The sequence below is a fragment of the Streptomyces sp. NPDC041191 genome (assembly GCF_055591945.1).
The window spans coordinates 160,427-175,442 of sequence record NZ_JBVIZC010000005.1 but is presented as its reverse complement, the minus strand read 5'-3'; the positions used below and the strand labels follow the sequence as shown (position 1 = coordinate 175,442).

Below are 15,016 nucleotides of genomic sequence, written 5' to 3'. Positions count from 1 at the left end.
GCTCCTGGAGGCCCGGGGCCGCCGTGTGAGAACAAGGTCATGGACGGCCGGGAGACCCGCCGCCGGGTCCGGGACACCCACGACTGGGTCCGCTTCCGGCTCGCCACCCGGGGCGCCGTCCGCGCCGTCGAGGTCGACACCGCCTGCCTCAGGGCAACGCGGCGGACTGGATCGCGCTCCAGGGGCGCGACGGCGAGACGGGCGAGTGGTTCGAGGCCGTCCCCAGGACCCGCCTCCAGCCCGGCACCCTCCACCGCTTCACGCTGCCCGCCGGGGCCGTCGTCACCCACGTCCGCCTCGACGCCTTCCCCGACGGCGGCGTGGCCCGGATGCGGCTCCACGGCTCCCTGAGGGAACGGGGCGCGGCGGACCCGTGCGCCCGTTCCACCGCCCTCGGCGGCTGACCGGCCTCCGCCCGGCGGAGCGGTCGCCCGCCGCCGCCCGCCCGCCGGGCGGACCTCCACCCCGGAAGACACGACGAAGGGGCGCCCCCCGGGGGAGGTCGCCCCTTCTCCATGCCGCTGCCGGCCCGGCGGTCAGACCGCCGCGGCCGCGTCCGCCGCCTGCGCCTTCAGGGCGCGCTCGACGCCCGCGCGGCACTCCGTCACCAGACGCCGCAGCGCCGGGGCCGGCTCGTGCTCCTCCAGCCAGGCGTCCGTCGCGTCCAGGGTCTCCCGCGAGACCTGGAGCGCCGGGTAGAGGCCGACCACGATCTGCTGGATCATCTCGTGGCTGCGGGTCTCCGAGACGCCCTTGATCGCCGCGAAGTACTTCGCCGTGTACGGGGCGAGCAGCTCGCGCTGGTCGGACTGGACGAAGCCGCCGATCACCGCCTCCTGCACGGCGTTCGCCAGCTTGTCGTCCTCGACCACCGACGCCCACGCCTCCGCCTTGGCCGCCTCGGACGGACGGGCCGCCCGCGCGGTCGCCGCGTGCCGCTCGCCCGCCGCCGTGCGGTCGCGCTCCAGCTCGGCCGCGATCTCCGCCTCGTCGTAGACGCCGGCCGCCGCGAGCCGCTGCACGAACGCCCAGCGCAGCTCGGTGTCCACCGCCAGGCCCTTGATCGTCTCGCGCCCCTCCAGGAGGGCGGCGAGCAGATCGAGCTGCTGCGGGGTGCGGGCGGTCGCCGCGAAGGCGCGCGCCCACGCGAGCTGGTGGTCGCTCGCCGGCTCGGCCGCGCGCAGGTGCGCCAGCGTCGCCTCCGTCCAGCGGGAGAGCCCGGTCTCGCGCCACGACGGCGCCGCGTACAGGTCGAGGGCCGCCTTGACCTGGCCCTGGAGCGACTGCACCACGCCGATGTCGGACTCCTTGGCGATGCCCGAGAGCACCAGCTCCAGGTAGTCGCGGGCGGCCAGTTCGCCGTCGCGGGTCATGTCCCAGGCCGAGGCCCAGCACAGCGCGCGCGGCAGGGACTCGGCGAAGTCGCCCAGGTGCTCGGTGACGTTCGCCAGGGACACGTCGTCGAGGCGGACCTTGGCGTACGACAGGTCGTCGTCGTTGAGGAGGACGACCGCCGGGCGGGCCTTGCCGACGAGCTGCGGCACCTCGGTCAGCCCGGCCGCCGCGATGTCCAGCTCCAGGCGCTCGGTGCGCACGAGGCGGCCGGTCCCGTCCAGGTCGTAGAAGCCGATCGCGATCCGGTGCGGGCGCAGGACGGCCTCGCCCTTGGCGCCGGCGGGCAGCGCCGGGGCCTCCTGGCGGACCGCGAAGGCCGTGATGGCGCCGTCCGCGTCGGTCTCGATCTCCGGGCGGAGGATGTTGATGCCGGCCGTCTCCAGCCACGCCTTCGACCAGGAGGCCAGGTCGCGCCCGGAGGTCTTCTCCAGGGCGCCCAGCAGGTCCGACAGGCGCGTGTTGCCGAAGGCGTGCGCCTTGAAGTACGCCTGTACGCCCTTGAAGAACTCGTCCTGGCCGACGTAGGCGACGAGCTGCTTGAGGACCGAGGCGCCCTTGGCGTACGTGATGCCGTCGAAGTTGACGAGCACGTCCTCCAGGTCGTTGATGTCGGCCATGATCGGGTGCGTCGACGGCAGCTGGTCCTGGCGGTAGGCCCAGGTCTTCTCCGCGTTGGCGAAGGTGGTCCAGGCGTTCGGCCAGCGGGTGCCGGGGACGGCGGCCTGGCAGGCGACCGACGTGTAGGTGGCGAACGACTCGTTCAGCCACAGGTCGTTCCACCATTCCATGGTCACGAGGTCGCCGAACCACATGTGGGCCAGCTCGTGCAGGATGGTCTCGGCGCGCCGCTCGTACGCCGCGTCCGTCACCTTCGAGCGGAAGACGTACTGGTCGCGGATGGTGACCGCGCCCGCGTTCTCCATCGCGCCCGCGTTGAACTCCGGCACGAACAGCTGGTCGTACTTGGCGAACGGGTAGTCGTACGCGAACTTCTCCTGGAACCAGTCGAAGCCCTGGCGCGTGACGTCGAAGATGTGGTCCGCGTCGAGGAACTCGGCGAGCGACGGACGGCAGTAGATGCCCAGCGGGACGGTCTGCCCGTCCTTGCCCTCGTACGTCGCGTGCACGGAGTGGTACGGGCCGGCGATCAGGGCCGTGATGTAGGTGGAGATCCGCGGCGTCGGCGCGAACTCCCACACGCCGTCCTCCGGCTCGGGCGTCGGGCTGTTGGAGACGACGGTCCAGCCGGCCGGGGCCTTCACGGTGAACCGGAAGGTCGCCTTGAGGTCGGGCTGCTCGAAGGAGGCGAACACGCGCCGCGCGTCCGGCACCTCGAACTGGGTGTACAGGTAGACCTGGTCGTCGACCGGGTCGACGAAGCGGTGCAGGCCCTCGCCGGTGTTGGTGTACGCGCAGTCGGCGACGACCCGCAGCTCGTTGCGGCCCTCCTTCAGGTGCGGCAGGGCGATCCGGGAGTCCCGGAAGACGGCGGCGACGTCGAGGGCGTGCCCGTTCAGAACGGCCTCGTGGACGGCGGGGGCGACGAGGTCGACGAAGGTCTCGGCGCCCTCCTCGGCGGAATCGAAGCGGACGGTGGTGACGGACCGGTAGGTGCCGCCCTCCTGCGCGCCGGAGAGGTCCAGTTCGACCTCGTACGCGTCCACGGTCAGCAGCGCCGCCCGCTGCCGAGCCTCTTCACGGGTCAGGTTCGTGCCAGGCACCCGGTCAACTCCTCTGTTTCATGACGATGGGGCCCATCCTTCCACGGGGCGGCTCAAGGACGCACGGCGCATTTCCACGGCCCGTCGCCGCCGATCCGCAGCAGCCCGGGGCCCGGGACCGGGACGGACACGCGGACCCCGCCGGTCCCGCCGGCCGCGTCGACCAGCAGGTCCCGCTCCTCGTCGTCGTGGAGCGGGTCCGGCGCCGGGGCGTGCCGGTGCACGGTGAAGCGGGACGCGCCGAGGTGCAGGAAGTCCAGGACCGCGGCCGGCCCGTCGTAGCGCACCAGGTCGTGCGCCAGGCCCTCGACGTGGCTGTCGAACCGGCGCGCCCGGGAGAGCGGCAGCACCCGCAGCGTCCAGGGCGCGTCGGCCTCCACCCGCAGGGAGAGCGGGCGGGCGCGCGGGACGAGGGCGACCGTACGGGCGCGGACGTCGTCCTCGTACGCCGCGAGCAGGTACCCGGTGGGCCGCCCGTACGCGTCGCACGCCTCGACCGTGGTGGAGAGCGAGTGGTACGACTCGATCTCCACGAGCACCCAGCGGCCCGCCGGCAGGTCCGGGCCGCAGCGCACGGTCTCCCGCCCGCGCCCCCGGTACGCGGCGGGCCGGAACTCCCCGCCGTACGGGTCGGACGTCCGCGCGGGCGGGGCGGCGCGCGGCGGGGGAGGAGCGGGCGGCGGGACGTACCCGGGGCCCGGGACGGGAGGCGGCGGGGGCTCCGCCACGATCCCGAAGTCCGTCGCGAGCCCGGCGAGCCCCGACGCGTACCCCCGGCCGGCCGCGCGGAAGCCCCAGCCGCCGCCGTCGCGGCGGAACTCCCCGACGACGAGGGCCGTCCCGGTCGTCGCGCCCCCGAGCGGGCGGTACACGAGGGGCGCCCCGGCCGCGTCGGTGACCCGTAGGTCGAGACCGGGCACCCGTCCGAGGGCTCCCCCGTCGGCGGAGGCGGCGATCACGAGCCGCTCTGTCTCCGGCTCCACGCGCGCGAGGTCCAGCCACAGCCAGTCGGCGGCCGGGCTGCCGGGCGCGCCGGGGGCGGACCGCCCCAGGTGCCGCACGGCCCCGGACGGGTGCCGGGCGTGGTTGTAGAAGACCAGGTCGGCGTCGCCCCGCACCCGCTCCCCGGCCCCCAGGAGCAGCGCCGACACGTCCACGTCGGGCACTCCGCGCCCCGTGCGCCAGCCGACCGCCAGGTGGAGGGCCCCCGGGGGCAGCGGGACGTCGCCCCGCTCGGGTATCCGGTTCATGGGGGAACTCTGGCACGGACGGACACGCCGGAGGGGCGGCTTCCCCGACGGGACGCCGCCCCTCCGGGCGTACGCGCGGGTGTCAGCCCCGCAGCTCGGCCGCGACCAGCTCCGCGATCTGCACGGCGTTCAGCGCGGCGCCCTTGCGCAGGTTGTCACTGGAGACGAAGAGCGCGAGACCGTTCTCGACGGTCTCGTCCACGCGGATGCGGCCGACGTACGAGGCGTCCCTGCCCGCCGCCTGGAGCGGGGTCGGGATCTCGGACAGCTCGACGCCCTCCGCGTCCTTCAGCAGCTCCTGGGCGCGCTCGACGCCGATCGGGCGTGCGAAGCGGGCGTTGACCTGGAGGGAGTGGCCGGAGAAGACCGGGACGCGCACGCAGGTTCCGGAGACCTTGAGGTCCGGGATCTCCAGGATCTTGCGGGACTCGTTGCGGAGCTTCTGCTCCTCGTCGGTCTCGAAGGTGCCGTCGTCCACGATCGAACCGGCCAGCGGCAGCACGTTGAAGGCGATCGGGCGCTTGTAGACGCCGGGCTCGGGGAAGTCCACGGCCCCGCCGTCGTGGGTGAGCGCGGCGGCGTTCCCGGCGACGGCCCTGATCTGGCCGTCCAGCTCGGCGACGCCGGCGACGCCCGAGCCGGAGACGGCCTGGTAGGTGGTGGCGACGAGTGCGGTCAGGCCGGCCTCCTGGTGGAGCGGCTTGAGGACCGGCATCGCGGCCATCGTGGTGCAGTTCGGGTTGGCGATGATGCCCTTGGGGCGGTCCTTGACCGCGTGCGGGTTGACCTCGGAGACGACGAGGGGGACCTCGGGGTCGCGGCGCCAGGCGGAGGAGTTGTCGATCACGACGGCGCCCTGCGAGGCGACCTTCTCGGCGAGGGCCCTGGAGGTGGCGCCGCCGGCCGAGAAGAGCACGATGTCCAGGCCGGTGTAGTCGGCGGTGGAGGCGTCCTCGACCGTGATGCCGTCCACGACGGTGCCGGCGGAACGGGCGGAGGCGAAGAGCCGCAGCTCGTCGAGGGGGAACGCGCGCTCGGCCAGGATGCCGCGCATGACTGTGCCGACCTGACCGGTGGCTCCGACGATTCCGACCTTCACGGGGACTCCTCCGTGCTTGTGGGGCGTATGGGCGGGGTGCTGCCGGACCATGATGCGTGTGCTCACGGCCGGTTTGTCCAATCCATTGTCCAAGGGCCGGACGGCCCCGCCGTCCGGCCCGGCCGCGCCGCGGGGCCGCCCGCCCCCGGGCGCCGGCCCTACCCTCTTCGCATGAAGAGGGACGTGAGGGTGGCGGCCTACGCCGTGTGTGTCCGGGACGGGCGGATCCTCCTCGCCCGCTGGGTGGCGGACGACGGCACCAGGCGGTGGACGCTGCCGGGCGGCGGCATGGACCACGGCGAGGAGCCCGTGCGGACCGTCGTCCGCGAGGTCGAGGAGGAGACCGGGTACACCGCCGAACCCACCGTCCTCCTCGGCATCGACTCCATCCGCCGCAACTGGTCGCGCCGCCTCCGCCAACCCGGTGACTTCCAGGGCCTCCGGATCGTCTACGAGGCCCGGATCACCGGCGGCGAACTGCGCGCGGAGACCGACGGCTCCACGGACCTCGCCGCCTGGCACCCGCTCTCCGCCGTCCCCGGCCTCCCCCGCGTCGAACTGGTCGACATCGGCCTCGACCTGTGGCGCGAACGCCCCCCGACCGGCCGCTCCCGGCTCGGTGACCCGCTCATGCGGGACGACTGAGGGCGGACGGCCGAGAGCGACGGGGAACGACCGGCCCGGGAAGCGCCGCGCGGGGCCGCTCGGGCTCGCGGAGGGCCGGGGAGGGCCGGGGAGGGCCGGGGAGGGCCAGAGAGCGGTCCTCACCGGGGCAGGACGACGACGTACGCGGCGGGGGGCCGGTCCGCCGCGGCCATCAGGGCCGTGCGGACCACGGTGGCCTGCTGGTCCGCCGCCTCGCGCAGCTTGCGCGGGGTGAGGTGGACGACCGTGATCCCGAGCCGCTCCAGGTGCTCGCGCCTGCGGGCGCGCTCGGACCATTCCCCCTCGTCGTCCCGCCGGGGCGCCCGGGTGTCCAGCTCGACCGCGACCGCCTGGTCCGGCCAGTAGGCGTCCACCCCGCCCAGGTGCGGGCCGCCCGGCAGCCGCAGGTCCACGTTCCACAGCGGGTCCGGCAGGCCGAAGTCCCGCACCATCTCGTACAGCCGCTCCTCGGAGAGCGGGCGCCCCTCGGTGAGCAGCACGTCCACCGCGTCCGCCACGTACGGCCGGGAGAGCAGCCGCGACCGGCTCAGCTCCCTCACCACCGCGCCCGGTTCGCAGTGTCCGCCGCGCACGGCCTCGGCCAGGAGCGCGCGGACCTCCCCCGTCTCCGAGAGGCCCGCCACCGCGTCGGCGACGGCGCGGGCGACCGGGGCGACGGGGACGCCGGTCAGCTCCACCGGTTCCGGCGCCTCCGGGGCGCGCACCACCCGCACCCAGCCGGTCGAGCGCGGCCGCCGGGTGCGCGGGACCAGGACGTCGATCCGCTCCAGGGTGGTGAGCGGGGGAGCGGAGGGGAAGCGGTGCAGGGCCAGGGCGGCGAACCCGGTGATCATCGCCTCGGGCTCCTGGCGCGGCAGGGCGCCGGGCCCGCGGGCGTAGAGGAGCGCGGCGCGCAGCCGGTCCTCGCCGGTGGGCGGCCCGGGGTGGAGCAGGAAGACGCCGGGGAGGAGCTGCTGCCAGCCGCCGGGCCGGCACTGCGCGGCGACCTCGGCGGCGGGAATGCCCTGGGCCCTCAACTGGGAGGCGGTGGCGAGGCGTTGCGTACGGCCGGTGCGGGAGGTGAGGGGGAGGGGGCGGGGGGTGAGGGGGGCGTTGTGGTTCATGCCGGGGGTCTTCCGCTTCCGAAGGCTGCCCTAACCTCTGTTACGCATCCGTCGACAATCGGGGACAAGACCGCCCTAAAGGACGCGCGTTCGAATGCCGAGGGGCGGTGCACTCTTCTCCCCGCACCGACGAGGGGAGCTTCCCCACCCCGCACACGCCGGCGGGGGAGCTTCCCCACCGCGCACACGCCGGCGGGGGAGTTTCCCCCGCCCCCGCGCACGCCGGCGGGGGCCGCGGGCCCGGAGCCCGCGACCCCCGCCGTCCCCACCGGGTCAGACCGCCGCGCGGTCGCACTCCTGCGCGCGCAGCGCCCGCGCCAGGTCGTCGCGCGCCTCCAGGACAAGGCGGCGCAGCGCCGGCGCGGCCGACTCGTGGGCCGACAGCCAGGCGTCCGTGGCGGCCAGCGTCGCCGCGTCGTCCTGGAGCGCCGGGAACAGGCCCCGCACCACGTCCATGCCGATCTGGATCGACCGCTCGGCCCACAGGCGCTCGATCGCCGCGAAGTACTTCTCCGCGTACGGGGCGATCAGCTCGCGCTGCGAGGGCTGGGCGAAGCCCGCGATCGTCGCCTCGACGAGCGCGTTCGACAGGGTGTCCGACTCGACCACCTGCGCCCATGCCTGCGCCTTGACCGCCGCCGACGGGCGCGAGGCGAGCAGCCGCACCTGGTGGCGCTTGCCCGTCGCCGTGTCGTCCCGGGCCAGCTCCTCGCCGATCCGGACCTCGTCCGCCCGCCCGTGCGCGGCGAGCGGCGAAAGGAGTGCCCAGCGCAGCTCCTGGTCGACGTCCAGGCCGTCGATCCGCGCCGTACCGTCGAGCAGCCCCTCCAGGAGCTGGAGGTCGGCGTCCGTGGAGGCCGTCGCCGCGAAGAACCGCGCCCAGGTGAGCTGGTGCTCGCTGCCCGGCTCCGCCGTCCGCAGCTCGCGCAGCCCGCCCCCGGCGAGCAACCGGCCGCCCTCCTCGCGCCACTCCGGCGCCGCGTACAGGGTGACGGCCGACCTCACCCAGGCGTGCACCATCTGCAGGACGCCGATCTCGGTCTCCCGGCCCGCGAAGGCGAGCGCGACGGCGACGAAGTCCCGGGCGGGCATCAGCCCGTCACGGGTCAGGTTCCACAGCGCCGACCAGCACAGGGCGCGGGCCAGGGGGTCGGTGACGTCGCCCAGGTGCTTCCGCAGGGTGGCGAGCGAACCCTCGTCGAAGCGCATCTTGCAGTACGTGAGGTCGTCGTCGTTGACGAGCACCAGGTCGGGTCGCTCCTCGCCCGCGAGCGCGGCCACGACCGTGCGGGCGCCGGTGACGTCCGCCTCGGCCCGCGCGTACCGCGTGAGCGCGCCGTCCGCCCCCACCCGGTACAGGCCCACGGCCGTCCGGTGCGGACGCGGTTCGTCGCCCTCCTGGAGGACGGCGAGTTCGGTGATCCGGCCCCCGGCGTCGTAGGTGACGTCCGGCGCCAGGACGTTCACGCCGGAGGTCTGGAGCCAGGACCGCGCCCACGCCCGCATGTCGCGCCCGGAGGTCTCCTCCAGGATCGCGAGCAGGTCGCCCAGGCGCGTGTTCCCGTACGCGTGGCGCTTGAAGTAGCGGCGCGCGCCCTCCAGGAACGCGTCCCGCCCGGCGTACGCCACGAGCTGCTTGAGCACCGAGGCGCCCTTGGCGTACGTGATGCCGTCGAAGTTCAGCTTGGCGTCCTCCAGGTCGCGGATGTCGGCCGTGACCGGGTGGGTGGACGGAAGCTGGTCGGCGCGGTACGCCCAGGACTTGCGGTTGTTGGCGAAGGTCACCCAGCTGTGGGTGAAGCGGGTCGCCTCGGCGTTCGCGAAGGCGCCCATGAAGTCCGCGAAGGACTCCTTCAGCCACAGGTCGTCCCACCACACCATGGTGACCAGGTCGCCGAACCACATGTGCGCCATCTCATGCAGGACGACGTTGGCCCGCGCCTCGTACGACGCCTGGGTGACCTTGCCCCGGAAGACGTACTCCTCGCGGAAGGTCACCAGGCCCGGGTTCTCCATCGCGCCGAGGTTGTACTCGGGGACGAACGCCTGGTCGTACTTCCCGAAGGGGTACGGGAAGTCGAAGTTGTCGTGGAAGAAGTCGAGGCCCTGCTTGGTGATCAGGAAGACGTCGTCCGCGTCGAAGTGCTTCGCGAGGCCCTTGCGGCACATCGCGCCGAGCGGGATCTCCAGGTCGCCGCGCCGGTAGGTGTCGGTGACGTAGTGGTACGGACCGGCCACCACGCAGGTGATGTACGTGGAGACCGGGACCGTCTCCGCGAACCGCCACACCCCCTCGGCGTCCCGCTCCCCGGCGCCGTTCGACCAGACGGTCCACCCCTCGGGGGCGGTCACCGAGAAGCGGTGCGGGGCCTTGAGGTCGGGCTGCTCGAAGGTGGCGTACACCCGGCGGGCGTCGGCCGGCTCGTACTGCGTGTAGAGGTAGACCTCGCCGTCCTCCGGGTCCACGAAGCGGTGCATGCCCTCGCCGGTCCGGCTGTAGGCGCACCGCGCGTCCACCACCAGCGTGTTCTCGTCCTCCAGGCCGTCGAGGGCGATCCGCGCGCCGTCGAAGACCTCCGCCGGGTCCAGGGAGCGCCCGTTCAGGGTGACCGCGTCCACCGAGGGGGCGATCAGGTCCGCGAAGGTGCTCGTGCCCGTCCCCGTGCGGCGGAAGCGGATCGTCGTCACCGAACGGAAGGTGCGCACCGCCTCGTCGGAGTCGCCGACCGCCGAGCGCAGGTCGAGGTCGACCTCGTAACCGTCGACGGACAGCAGCGCGGCCCGCTCGCGGGCCTCGTCGCGGGACAGGTTCTCACCGGGCACGGTCACTCCTTCGTGGCGCGTTCGAAACAGCACCGATCCTCCCATGTGCCACTGTCTCCGGTGCACGGGAATGCCGCCGGGCACCCGCCGTGTTCCTCCCTTTCGGCACACCACCTTCTTTTCACGCGGCCGTACCGAGGAGTGACATGTCCGAGAACAGGACCACCGCCGACTTCTACTTCGACCCGCTGTGCCCCTGGGCCTGGATGACCTCCCGCTGGATGCTGGAGGTGGAGAAGCAGCGCCCGGTCGACGTGCGGTGGAAGGTCATGAGCCTGGCGGTGCTCAACGAGGACCGGATCGACGAGCTCCCGGAGGAGTACCAGGAGATGCTGCGGACCAAGGCGTGGGGCCCGGTCCGCGTCGTGATCGCGGCCCGGGAGCTGCACGGCGACGAGGTCGTCGGCAAGCTCTACACCGCGCTCGGCACCCGCTTCCACAACAACGGCGAGGGCCCCACCCGCGAGGCCATCGCCGGCGCGCTGAAGGACGTCGGCCTGCCCGAGGACCTGGTGGAGTACGCCGACAAGGACACCTACGACACCGAGCTGCGCGCCTCCCACAAGGAGGGCATCGACAAGGTCGGCCAGGACGTCGGCACCCCGGTCATCGCGGTGCCCGGCCCGGACGGCGAGGAGGTTGCCTTCTTCGGCCCCGTCGTCACCCCGGCCCCGCGCGGCGAGGCGGCGGCCCGGCTGTGGGACGGCACGCTGCTCGTGGCGTCCACTCCGGGCTTCTACGAGATCAAGCGCACCCGGACGGCGGCGCCGAGCTTCGAGTAGTCACCGGCCCCGTACGTACGGAAGAACCCCCGCGATTCACGTCATCGCGGGGGTTCTTCCTCGTTCCGCCCGCACGTGAAGGCTGAGAAGACGATCACGAGTGGGGCGACGGGGGGCCGGCGGCGGCCCGGCTCAGAAGGAGATCAGCGGGACCGAGGCCCTGGCGGCGCGGTAGCGCCTGTTCACGTCCTGCCAGTTGACGACCTGCCACATGGCCTCGATGAAGTCGACCTTCTGGTTCTTGTACTGCAGGTAGAAGGCGTGCTCCCAGGCGTCGAAGACCAGGATCGGGACCGAGCCCTGGCCGACGTTGCCCTGGTGGTCGTAGACCTGCTCGACGATCAGGCGGCCGCTGACCGGCTCGTACGCCAAGACGCCCCAGCCGGAGCCCTGGGTGGTCGCGGACGCCTTGGTGAGCTGGGCCCTGAACTTCGCGAAGGAGCCGAAGGACTCGGTGATCGCGTCCGCGAGGTCGCCGACGCCGTCGGCGGCCAGCGGCTCGCCGCCGCCCCCGTCCTTCGGGCTGTTCATGTTGTTCCAGTAGATGGAGTGGAGGATGTGGCCGGAGAGGTGGAACGCGAGGTTCTTCTCCAGGCCGTTGACCGCACCCCACTGGTCCTTGTCGCGGGCTTCCGCCAACTGCTCCAGGGCGTCGTTCGCGCCCTTGACGTAGGCCGCGTGGTGCTTGTCGTGGTGCAGCTCGATGATCTGCGGATCGATCACCGGCTCCAGCGCCGCGTAGTCGTACGGAAGCTCGGGAAGTGTGTAGATCGCCATGCGTCCGGCCCTTCGACTGCTCCTGCTTATTGCAACCTATGTGCAGGTGCAGGCTAACAGTAAATGCGGTGGATGGGTGATCGCTCTTTCACTCCGTGTTCCCGTGTTCTCGTGGCCTCGTGTCCCCCTCGCCGCGTACGGGTCCGGACACGGCGAATCCCCCGGACCGGGCGGGGTCCGGGGGCTCCGGGCGGATCGGGGGCGCGGTCAGGAGGCCCGGCGCTCCGCCGCCCTCTGGCGTACGAGGCCGACGACGGCGAGCAGGACGGTCAGGCCGCCCGTCGAGTACAGCTGCACCCGGGTGCCCTCCTCGCGGGCCATCAGGAAGAAGACCGCCGCCATGCCCGCCAGCGCCGCGCAGGTCAGGTACGGGAAGGCCCACATCCGTACGACCAGCTTCCCGGGCGCCTCGCGCTCGGTGCGGCGGCGCAGCACCAGCTGGGAGGCGGCGATGAAGAACCAGACGACCAGGATGACCGCGCCGATGGTGTTGAGCAGCCAGACGAAGACGTCGTCCGGCCGCCAGTAGCTCAGCAGGACGCAGCCGAAGCCGAAGACGGAGGAGGCGAGCACGGCCGGGCGGGGGACCCCGCCGGAGACGCGGCCGAGCGCCTTCGGGCCCTGGCCGCGCGCGACCAGCGAACCGGCCATCCGGGAGGCGCCGTAGATGTTGGCGTTCATCGCGGAGAGCAGGGCGACGAGCACGACCACGTTCATGATCTGCCCGGCGGCCGGGATGCCCAGGTGGTCGAGGGTGGCGACGTACGGGCCCTTCTCGACGACCGCCGGGTCGTCCCACGGCACCAGGGTGACGATGACCGCCATGGAGCCGACGTAGAAGAGGGCGATCCGCCACATCGCCGTACGGACGGCCTTGGCGACGCCCCGGACCGGGTGCTCCGACTCGGCCGCCGCGATGGTGACCGTCTCCAGGCCCCCGTACGCGAAGACCGAGGCCAGCAGGCCCACGATCAGTCCCTCGGAGCCGTGCGGGAAGAAGCCGCCGTCCCCGGCGAGGTGGGCGGTGCCGGGGGCGTCCGCGCCGGGCAGCAGGCCGGTGATCGCGAGCGCGCCGACGCCGAGGAAGAGGACGATCGCGCCGACCTTGAGCGCGGCGAACCAGAACTCGAACTCGCCGAAGTTCTTCACGGCCGCCAGGTTGGTGACGGTGAAGACCGCCATGAAGAGCGCGACCCAGGCCCACTCGGGGCTGCCGGGGAACCAGCCCGTCATGATCTGCGCCGCGCCGATGCCCTCCAGGCCGACGGCGACGCAGAGCAGGAACCAGAAGGCCCAGCCGGAGGTGAAGCCCGCCCAGGAGCCGAAGGCGCGCTCGGCGTGGACGGAGAAGGAGCCCGAGGCGGGGTTGGCGGCCGACATCTCGCCCAGCATCCGCATCACCAGCATCACGAGGACGCCGGAGAGGGCGTAGGCGATGACGATCGAGGGCCCGGCGGCGGCGATGCCGGCGCCGGAGCCGACGAAGAGCCCGGCGCCGATGACGCCGCCGAGGGCGATCATCGAGAGGTGGCGCTGCTTGAGGCCGGGGGAGAGCCCCTGGCCGGGGGGCGCGGCGTCGCCCTCGCGGTCGACGGGCGCGGGCGCGGTGGTCCGGGTCATGGGCCGCCCTGTTCACTGGCTGAGACGGGGGAACGCGCCTCAGTCTGGGCGGGCGCACCGCCGGGAAGGAACAGGTGTCCGCTATGCGGGCATGGGCTTCACGCAAGGTGAAGATCCGGTTCCGTTTCGTGCGCGCACCCGTGCGCGGGCCGGTTCCGTCACCGGCCCCGCCGCCCGGCCCCGCCCGGCTCCGGCTCCGTCACCCGGCCCCGTCCGGCCCCGGTTCCGTCACCCGGCCCCGCCCGGCCCCGTCACCCGGTTCCGGGCCCCTCCGCCGTCCCGTCCCGGTCCGCGCCCTTCGCGCGCCGCTCCCGCGCCCACGCCACCACCAGCACCGCCCCGGTCGCCGCCCCCGACCACAGCACCTGCGGCCGCGCGCCCCCGTCGCACAGCATCAGGACGAGCACCGCCCCCATCGCCGCGAGCGCCGCCCAGGTCAGCCAGGGGAAGCCCCACATGGGCAGCGTCAGCGCCCCGGGCGCCTCCCGCTCGATCCGGCGCCGCAGCCGCAGCTCCGAGACCGCGATCAGGCCCCACACGAAGAGCAGCACCGCGCCGACCGAGTTCAGCAGGTAGAGGAAGACGGAATCCGGCCACTTCAGATTGAGCAGGACGGAGACGAAGCCGAAGGCCACCGAGGCGAGCACCGCCCGGCGCGGCACCCCTCCGGCCGACACCGTGAGCAGCCCCTTCGGCGCCTCCCCGCGCTCGGCCAGCGAGAACACCATCCGCGAGGAGCCGTACAGGTTGGCGTTGAGCGCCGAGAGCAGCGCCACGAACACCACCACGTTCATGATCCGGCCCGCCGCCGGCACCCCGATCGCGTCCAGGACCGCCACGTACGGCGACTCGCCCGGCCGCATCGACGTCCACGGCAGCAGCGTCACGATCACCAGCATCGACCCCACGTAGAAGAGGAGGATGCGCCACACGGCGCTGCGCACCGCCCGCGCCACGTTCCGCGCCGGGTCGTCCGACTCGGCCGCCGCGATCGTCACGACCTCCAGGCCGCCGAAGGCGAAGACGACGACGAGCACGCCCGACACCACCCCCGACCAGCCGTTCGGCAGGAAACCACCCTGCCCGGTCAGGTTCGCGAGCCCGACCGGGTCCGTGTCCGGGAGCCATCCGACGATCGCGAGGACGCCCAGGACCAGGAAGAGGACGATCGCGCCGACCTTGAGCGCGGCGAACCAGAACTCGAACTCGCCGAAGTTCTTCACCGCCGTCAGGTTGGCGAGGGTGAACACGACCATGAGGACGAGGACCCACCCCCACTGCGGCACCCCCGGCACCCAGCCGTGCGCGATCCGGGCCGCGCCCGTCGCCTCCACGGCCAGGACCACCACGAGCAGGAACCAGTACAGCCATCCCGCCGAGAAGCCCGCCCACCGGCCGAGCGCCCGCTCCGCGTGCACCGAGAAGGCGCCCGAGGCGGGCATCGCCGCCGACATCTCGCCCAGCATCCGCATCACCAGCATCGCGAGCGCGCCGGCGATCAGGTACGAGATCACGATGGCGGGCCCGGCGACGGCGATGCCGGCGCCCGACCCCACGAAGAGGCCCGCGCCGATCACCCCGCCGAGCCCCAGCATCGTCAGGTGACGCCGCTTCAGCCCGTGGGAGAGGGGCTCCGGTTCGGCGGTCGGAGGGGACGGCGGGGCGTCGCGCATGGTGGGAGGCTCGTGTTCTCGGGAGGGGGTGCTTTATGGGGACTCCACAGTCTCCCCGTCAACGCCTCCCGGACGCAAAAGGGACGTCTCCTGACGATCGACCAGTG

At 73.3% G+C, this 15,016-nt stretch carries 10 protein-coding genes and 1 pseudogene; 3 read left to right on the top strand and 8 right to left on the bottom strand.

Annotation, left to right across the window (positions count from 1 at the left end; translation table 11 throughout):
- Positions 1-33 precede the first annotated feature (33 nt).
- A pseudogene (locus ACZ6AQ_RS11990) lies at positions 34-404 on the top strand (allantoicase); the annotation flags it as partial.
- A 132-nt stretch (positions 405-536) separates the two neighbouring features.
- Here ACZ6AQ_RS11990 and pepN (ACZ6AQ_RS11985) read toward each other — a convergent pair.
- The 3 genes from pepN (ACZ6AQ_RS11985) to ACZ6AQ_RS11975 all read right to left on the bottom strand — a co-directional run bounded on the left by pepN (ACZ6AQ_RS11985) (position 537) and on the right by ACZ6AQ_RS11975 (position 5,465).
- The gene (gene pepN, locus ACZ6AQ_RS11985) at positions 537-3,116 is read right to left on the bottom strand and encodes an aminopeptidase N (protein ID WP_468759444.1); all 2,580 of its coding nucleotides are present in this window, start codon (positions 3,114-3,116) and stop codon (positions 537-539) included.
- 53 nt (positions 3,117-3,169) lie between these two features.
- On the bottom strand, positions 3,170-4,366 hold the full coding sequence (locus tag ACZ6AQ_RS11980; protein ID WP_468759443.1) for a TerD family protein: 1,197 nt from the start codon (positions 4,364-4,366) through the stop codon (positions 3,170-3,172).
- Between the two features lie 82 nt (positions 4,367-4,448).
- Positions 4,449-5,465, bottom strand: coding sequence for an aspartate-semialdehyde dehydrogenase (locus ACZ6AQ_RS11975; RefSeq protein WP_468759441.1), 1,017 nt, complete (start codon positions 5,463-5,465; stop codon positions 4,449-4,451).
- Positions 5,466-5,636: 171 nt separating this feature from the next.
- Between ACZ6AQ_RS11975 and ACZ6AQ_RS11970 the strand changes: the two genes are divergently transcribed.
- Positions 5,637-6,110 carry an NUDIX hydrolase gene (locus tag ACZ6AQ_RS11970; RefSeq protein WP_388693085.1) on the top strand — a complete coding sequence of 158 codons (474 nt, stop codon included), beginning with the start codon at positions 5,637-5,639 and terminating at the stop codon, positions 6,108-6,110.
- Positions 6,111-6,229: 119 nt separating this feature from the next.
- On the opposite strand, the gene ACZ6AQ_RS11965 is transcribed toward ACZ6AQ_RS11970, so the two are convergent.
- Together ACZ6AQ_RS11965 and pepN (ACZ6AQ_RS11960) are read right to left on the bottom strand one after the other, a co-directional pair.
- Positions 6,230-7,234 carry a hypothetical protein gene (locus ACZ6AQ_RS11965; protein ID WP_468759440.1) on the bottom strand — a complete coding sequence of 335 codons (1,005 nt, stop codon included), beginning with the start codon at positions 7,232-7,234 and terminating at the stop codon, positions 6,230-6,232.
- Positions 7,235-7,507: 273 nt separating this feature from the next.
- The gene (gene pepN / locus ACZ6AQ_RS11960) at positions 7,508-10,057 is read right to left on the bottom strand and encodes an aminopeptidase N (protein WP_468759438.1); all 2,550 of its coding nucleotides are present in this window, start codon (positions 10,055-10,057) and stop codon (positions 7,508-7,510) included.
- 146 nt (positions 10,058-10,203) lie between these two features.
- On the opposite strand from pepN (ACZ6AQ_RS11960), the gene ACZ6AQ_RS11955 reads away from it, so the two are divergent.
- The gene (locus ACZ6AQ_RS11955; RefSeq protein ID WP_388693091.1) at positions 10,204-10,839 is read left to right on the top strand and encodes a mycothiol-dependent nitroreductase Rv2466c family protein; all 636 of its coding nucleotides are present in this window, start codon (positions 10,204-10,206) and stop codon (positions 10,837-10,839) included.
- 132 nt (positions 10,840-10,971) lie between these two features.
- Here the strand turns inward: ACZ6AQ_RS11955 and ACZ6AQ_RS11950 are convergent, their stop codons facing one another.
- The 3 genes from ACZ6AQ_RS11950 to ACZ6AQ_RS11940 all read right to left on the bottom strand — a co-directional run bounded on the left by ACZ6AQ_RS11950 (position 10,972) and on the right by ACZ6AQ_RS11940 (position 14,909).
- Positions 10,972-11,616, bottom strand: coding sequence for a superoxide dismutase (locus ACZ6AQ_RS11950; protein WP_468759437.1), 645 nt, complete (start codon positions 11,614-11,616; stop codon positions 10,972-10,974).
- 207 nt (positions 11,617-11,823) lie between these two features.
- On the bottom strand, positions 11,824-13,236 hold the full coding sequence (locus ACZ6AQ_RS11945) for an amino acid permease (protein ID WP_468759436.1): 1,413 nt from the start codon (positions 13,234-13,236) through the stop codon (positions 11,824-11,826).
- Positions 13,237-13,487: 251 nt separating this feature from the next.
- A complete protein-coding gene (locus ACZ6AQ_RS11940; RefSeq protein WP_468759434.1) occupies positions 13,488-14,909 on the bottom strand; it encodes an amino acid permease in 1,422 nt (473 codons plus the stop codon).
- Positions 14,910-15,016 lie beyond the last annotated feature (107 nt).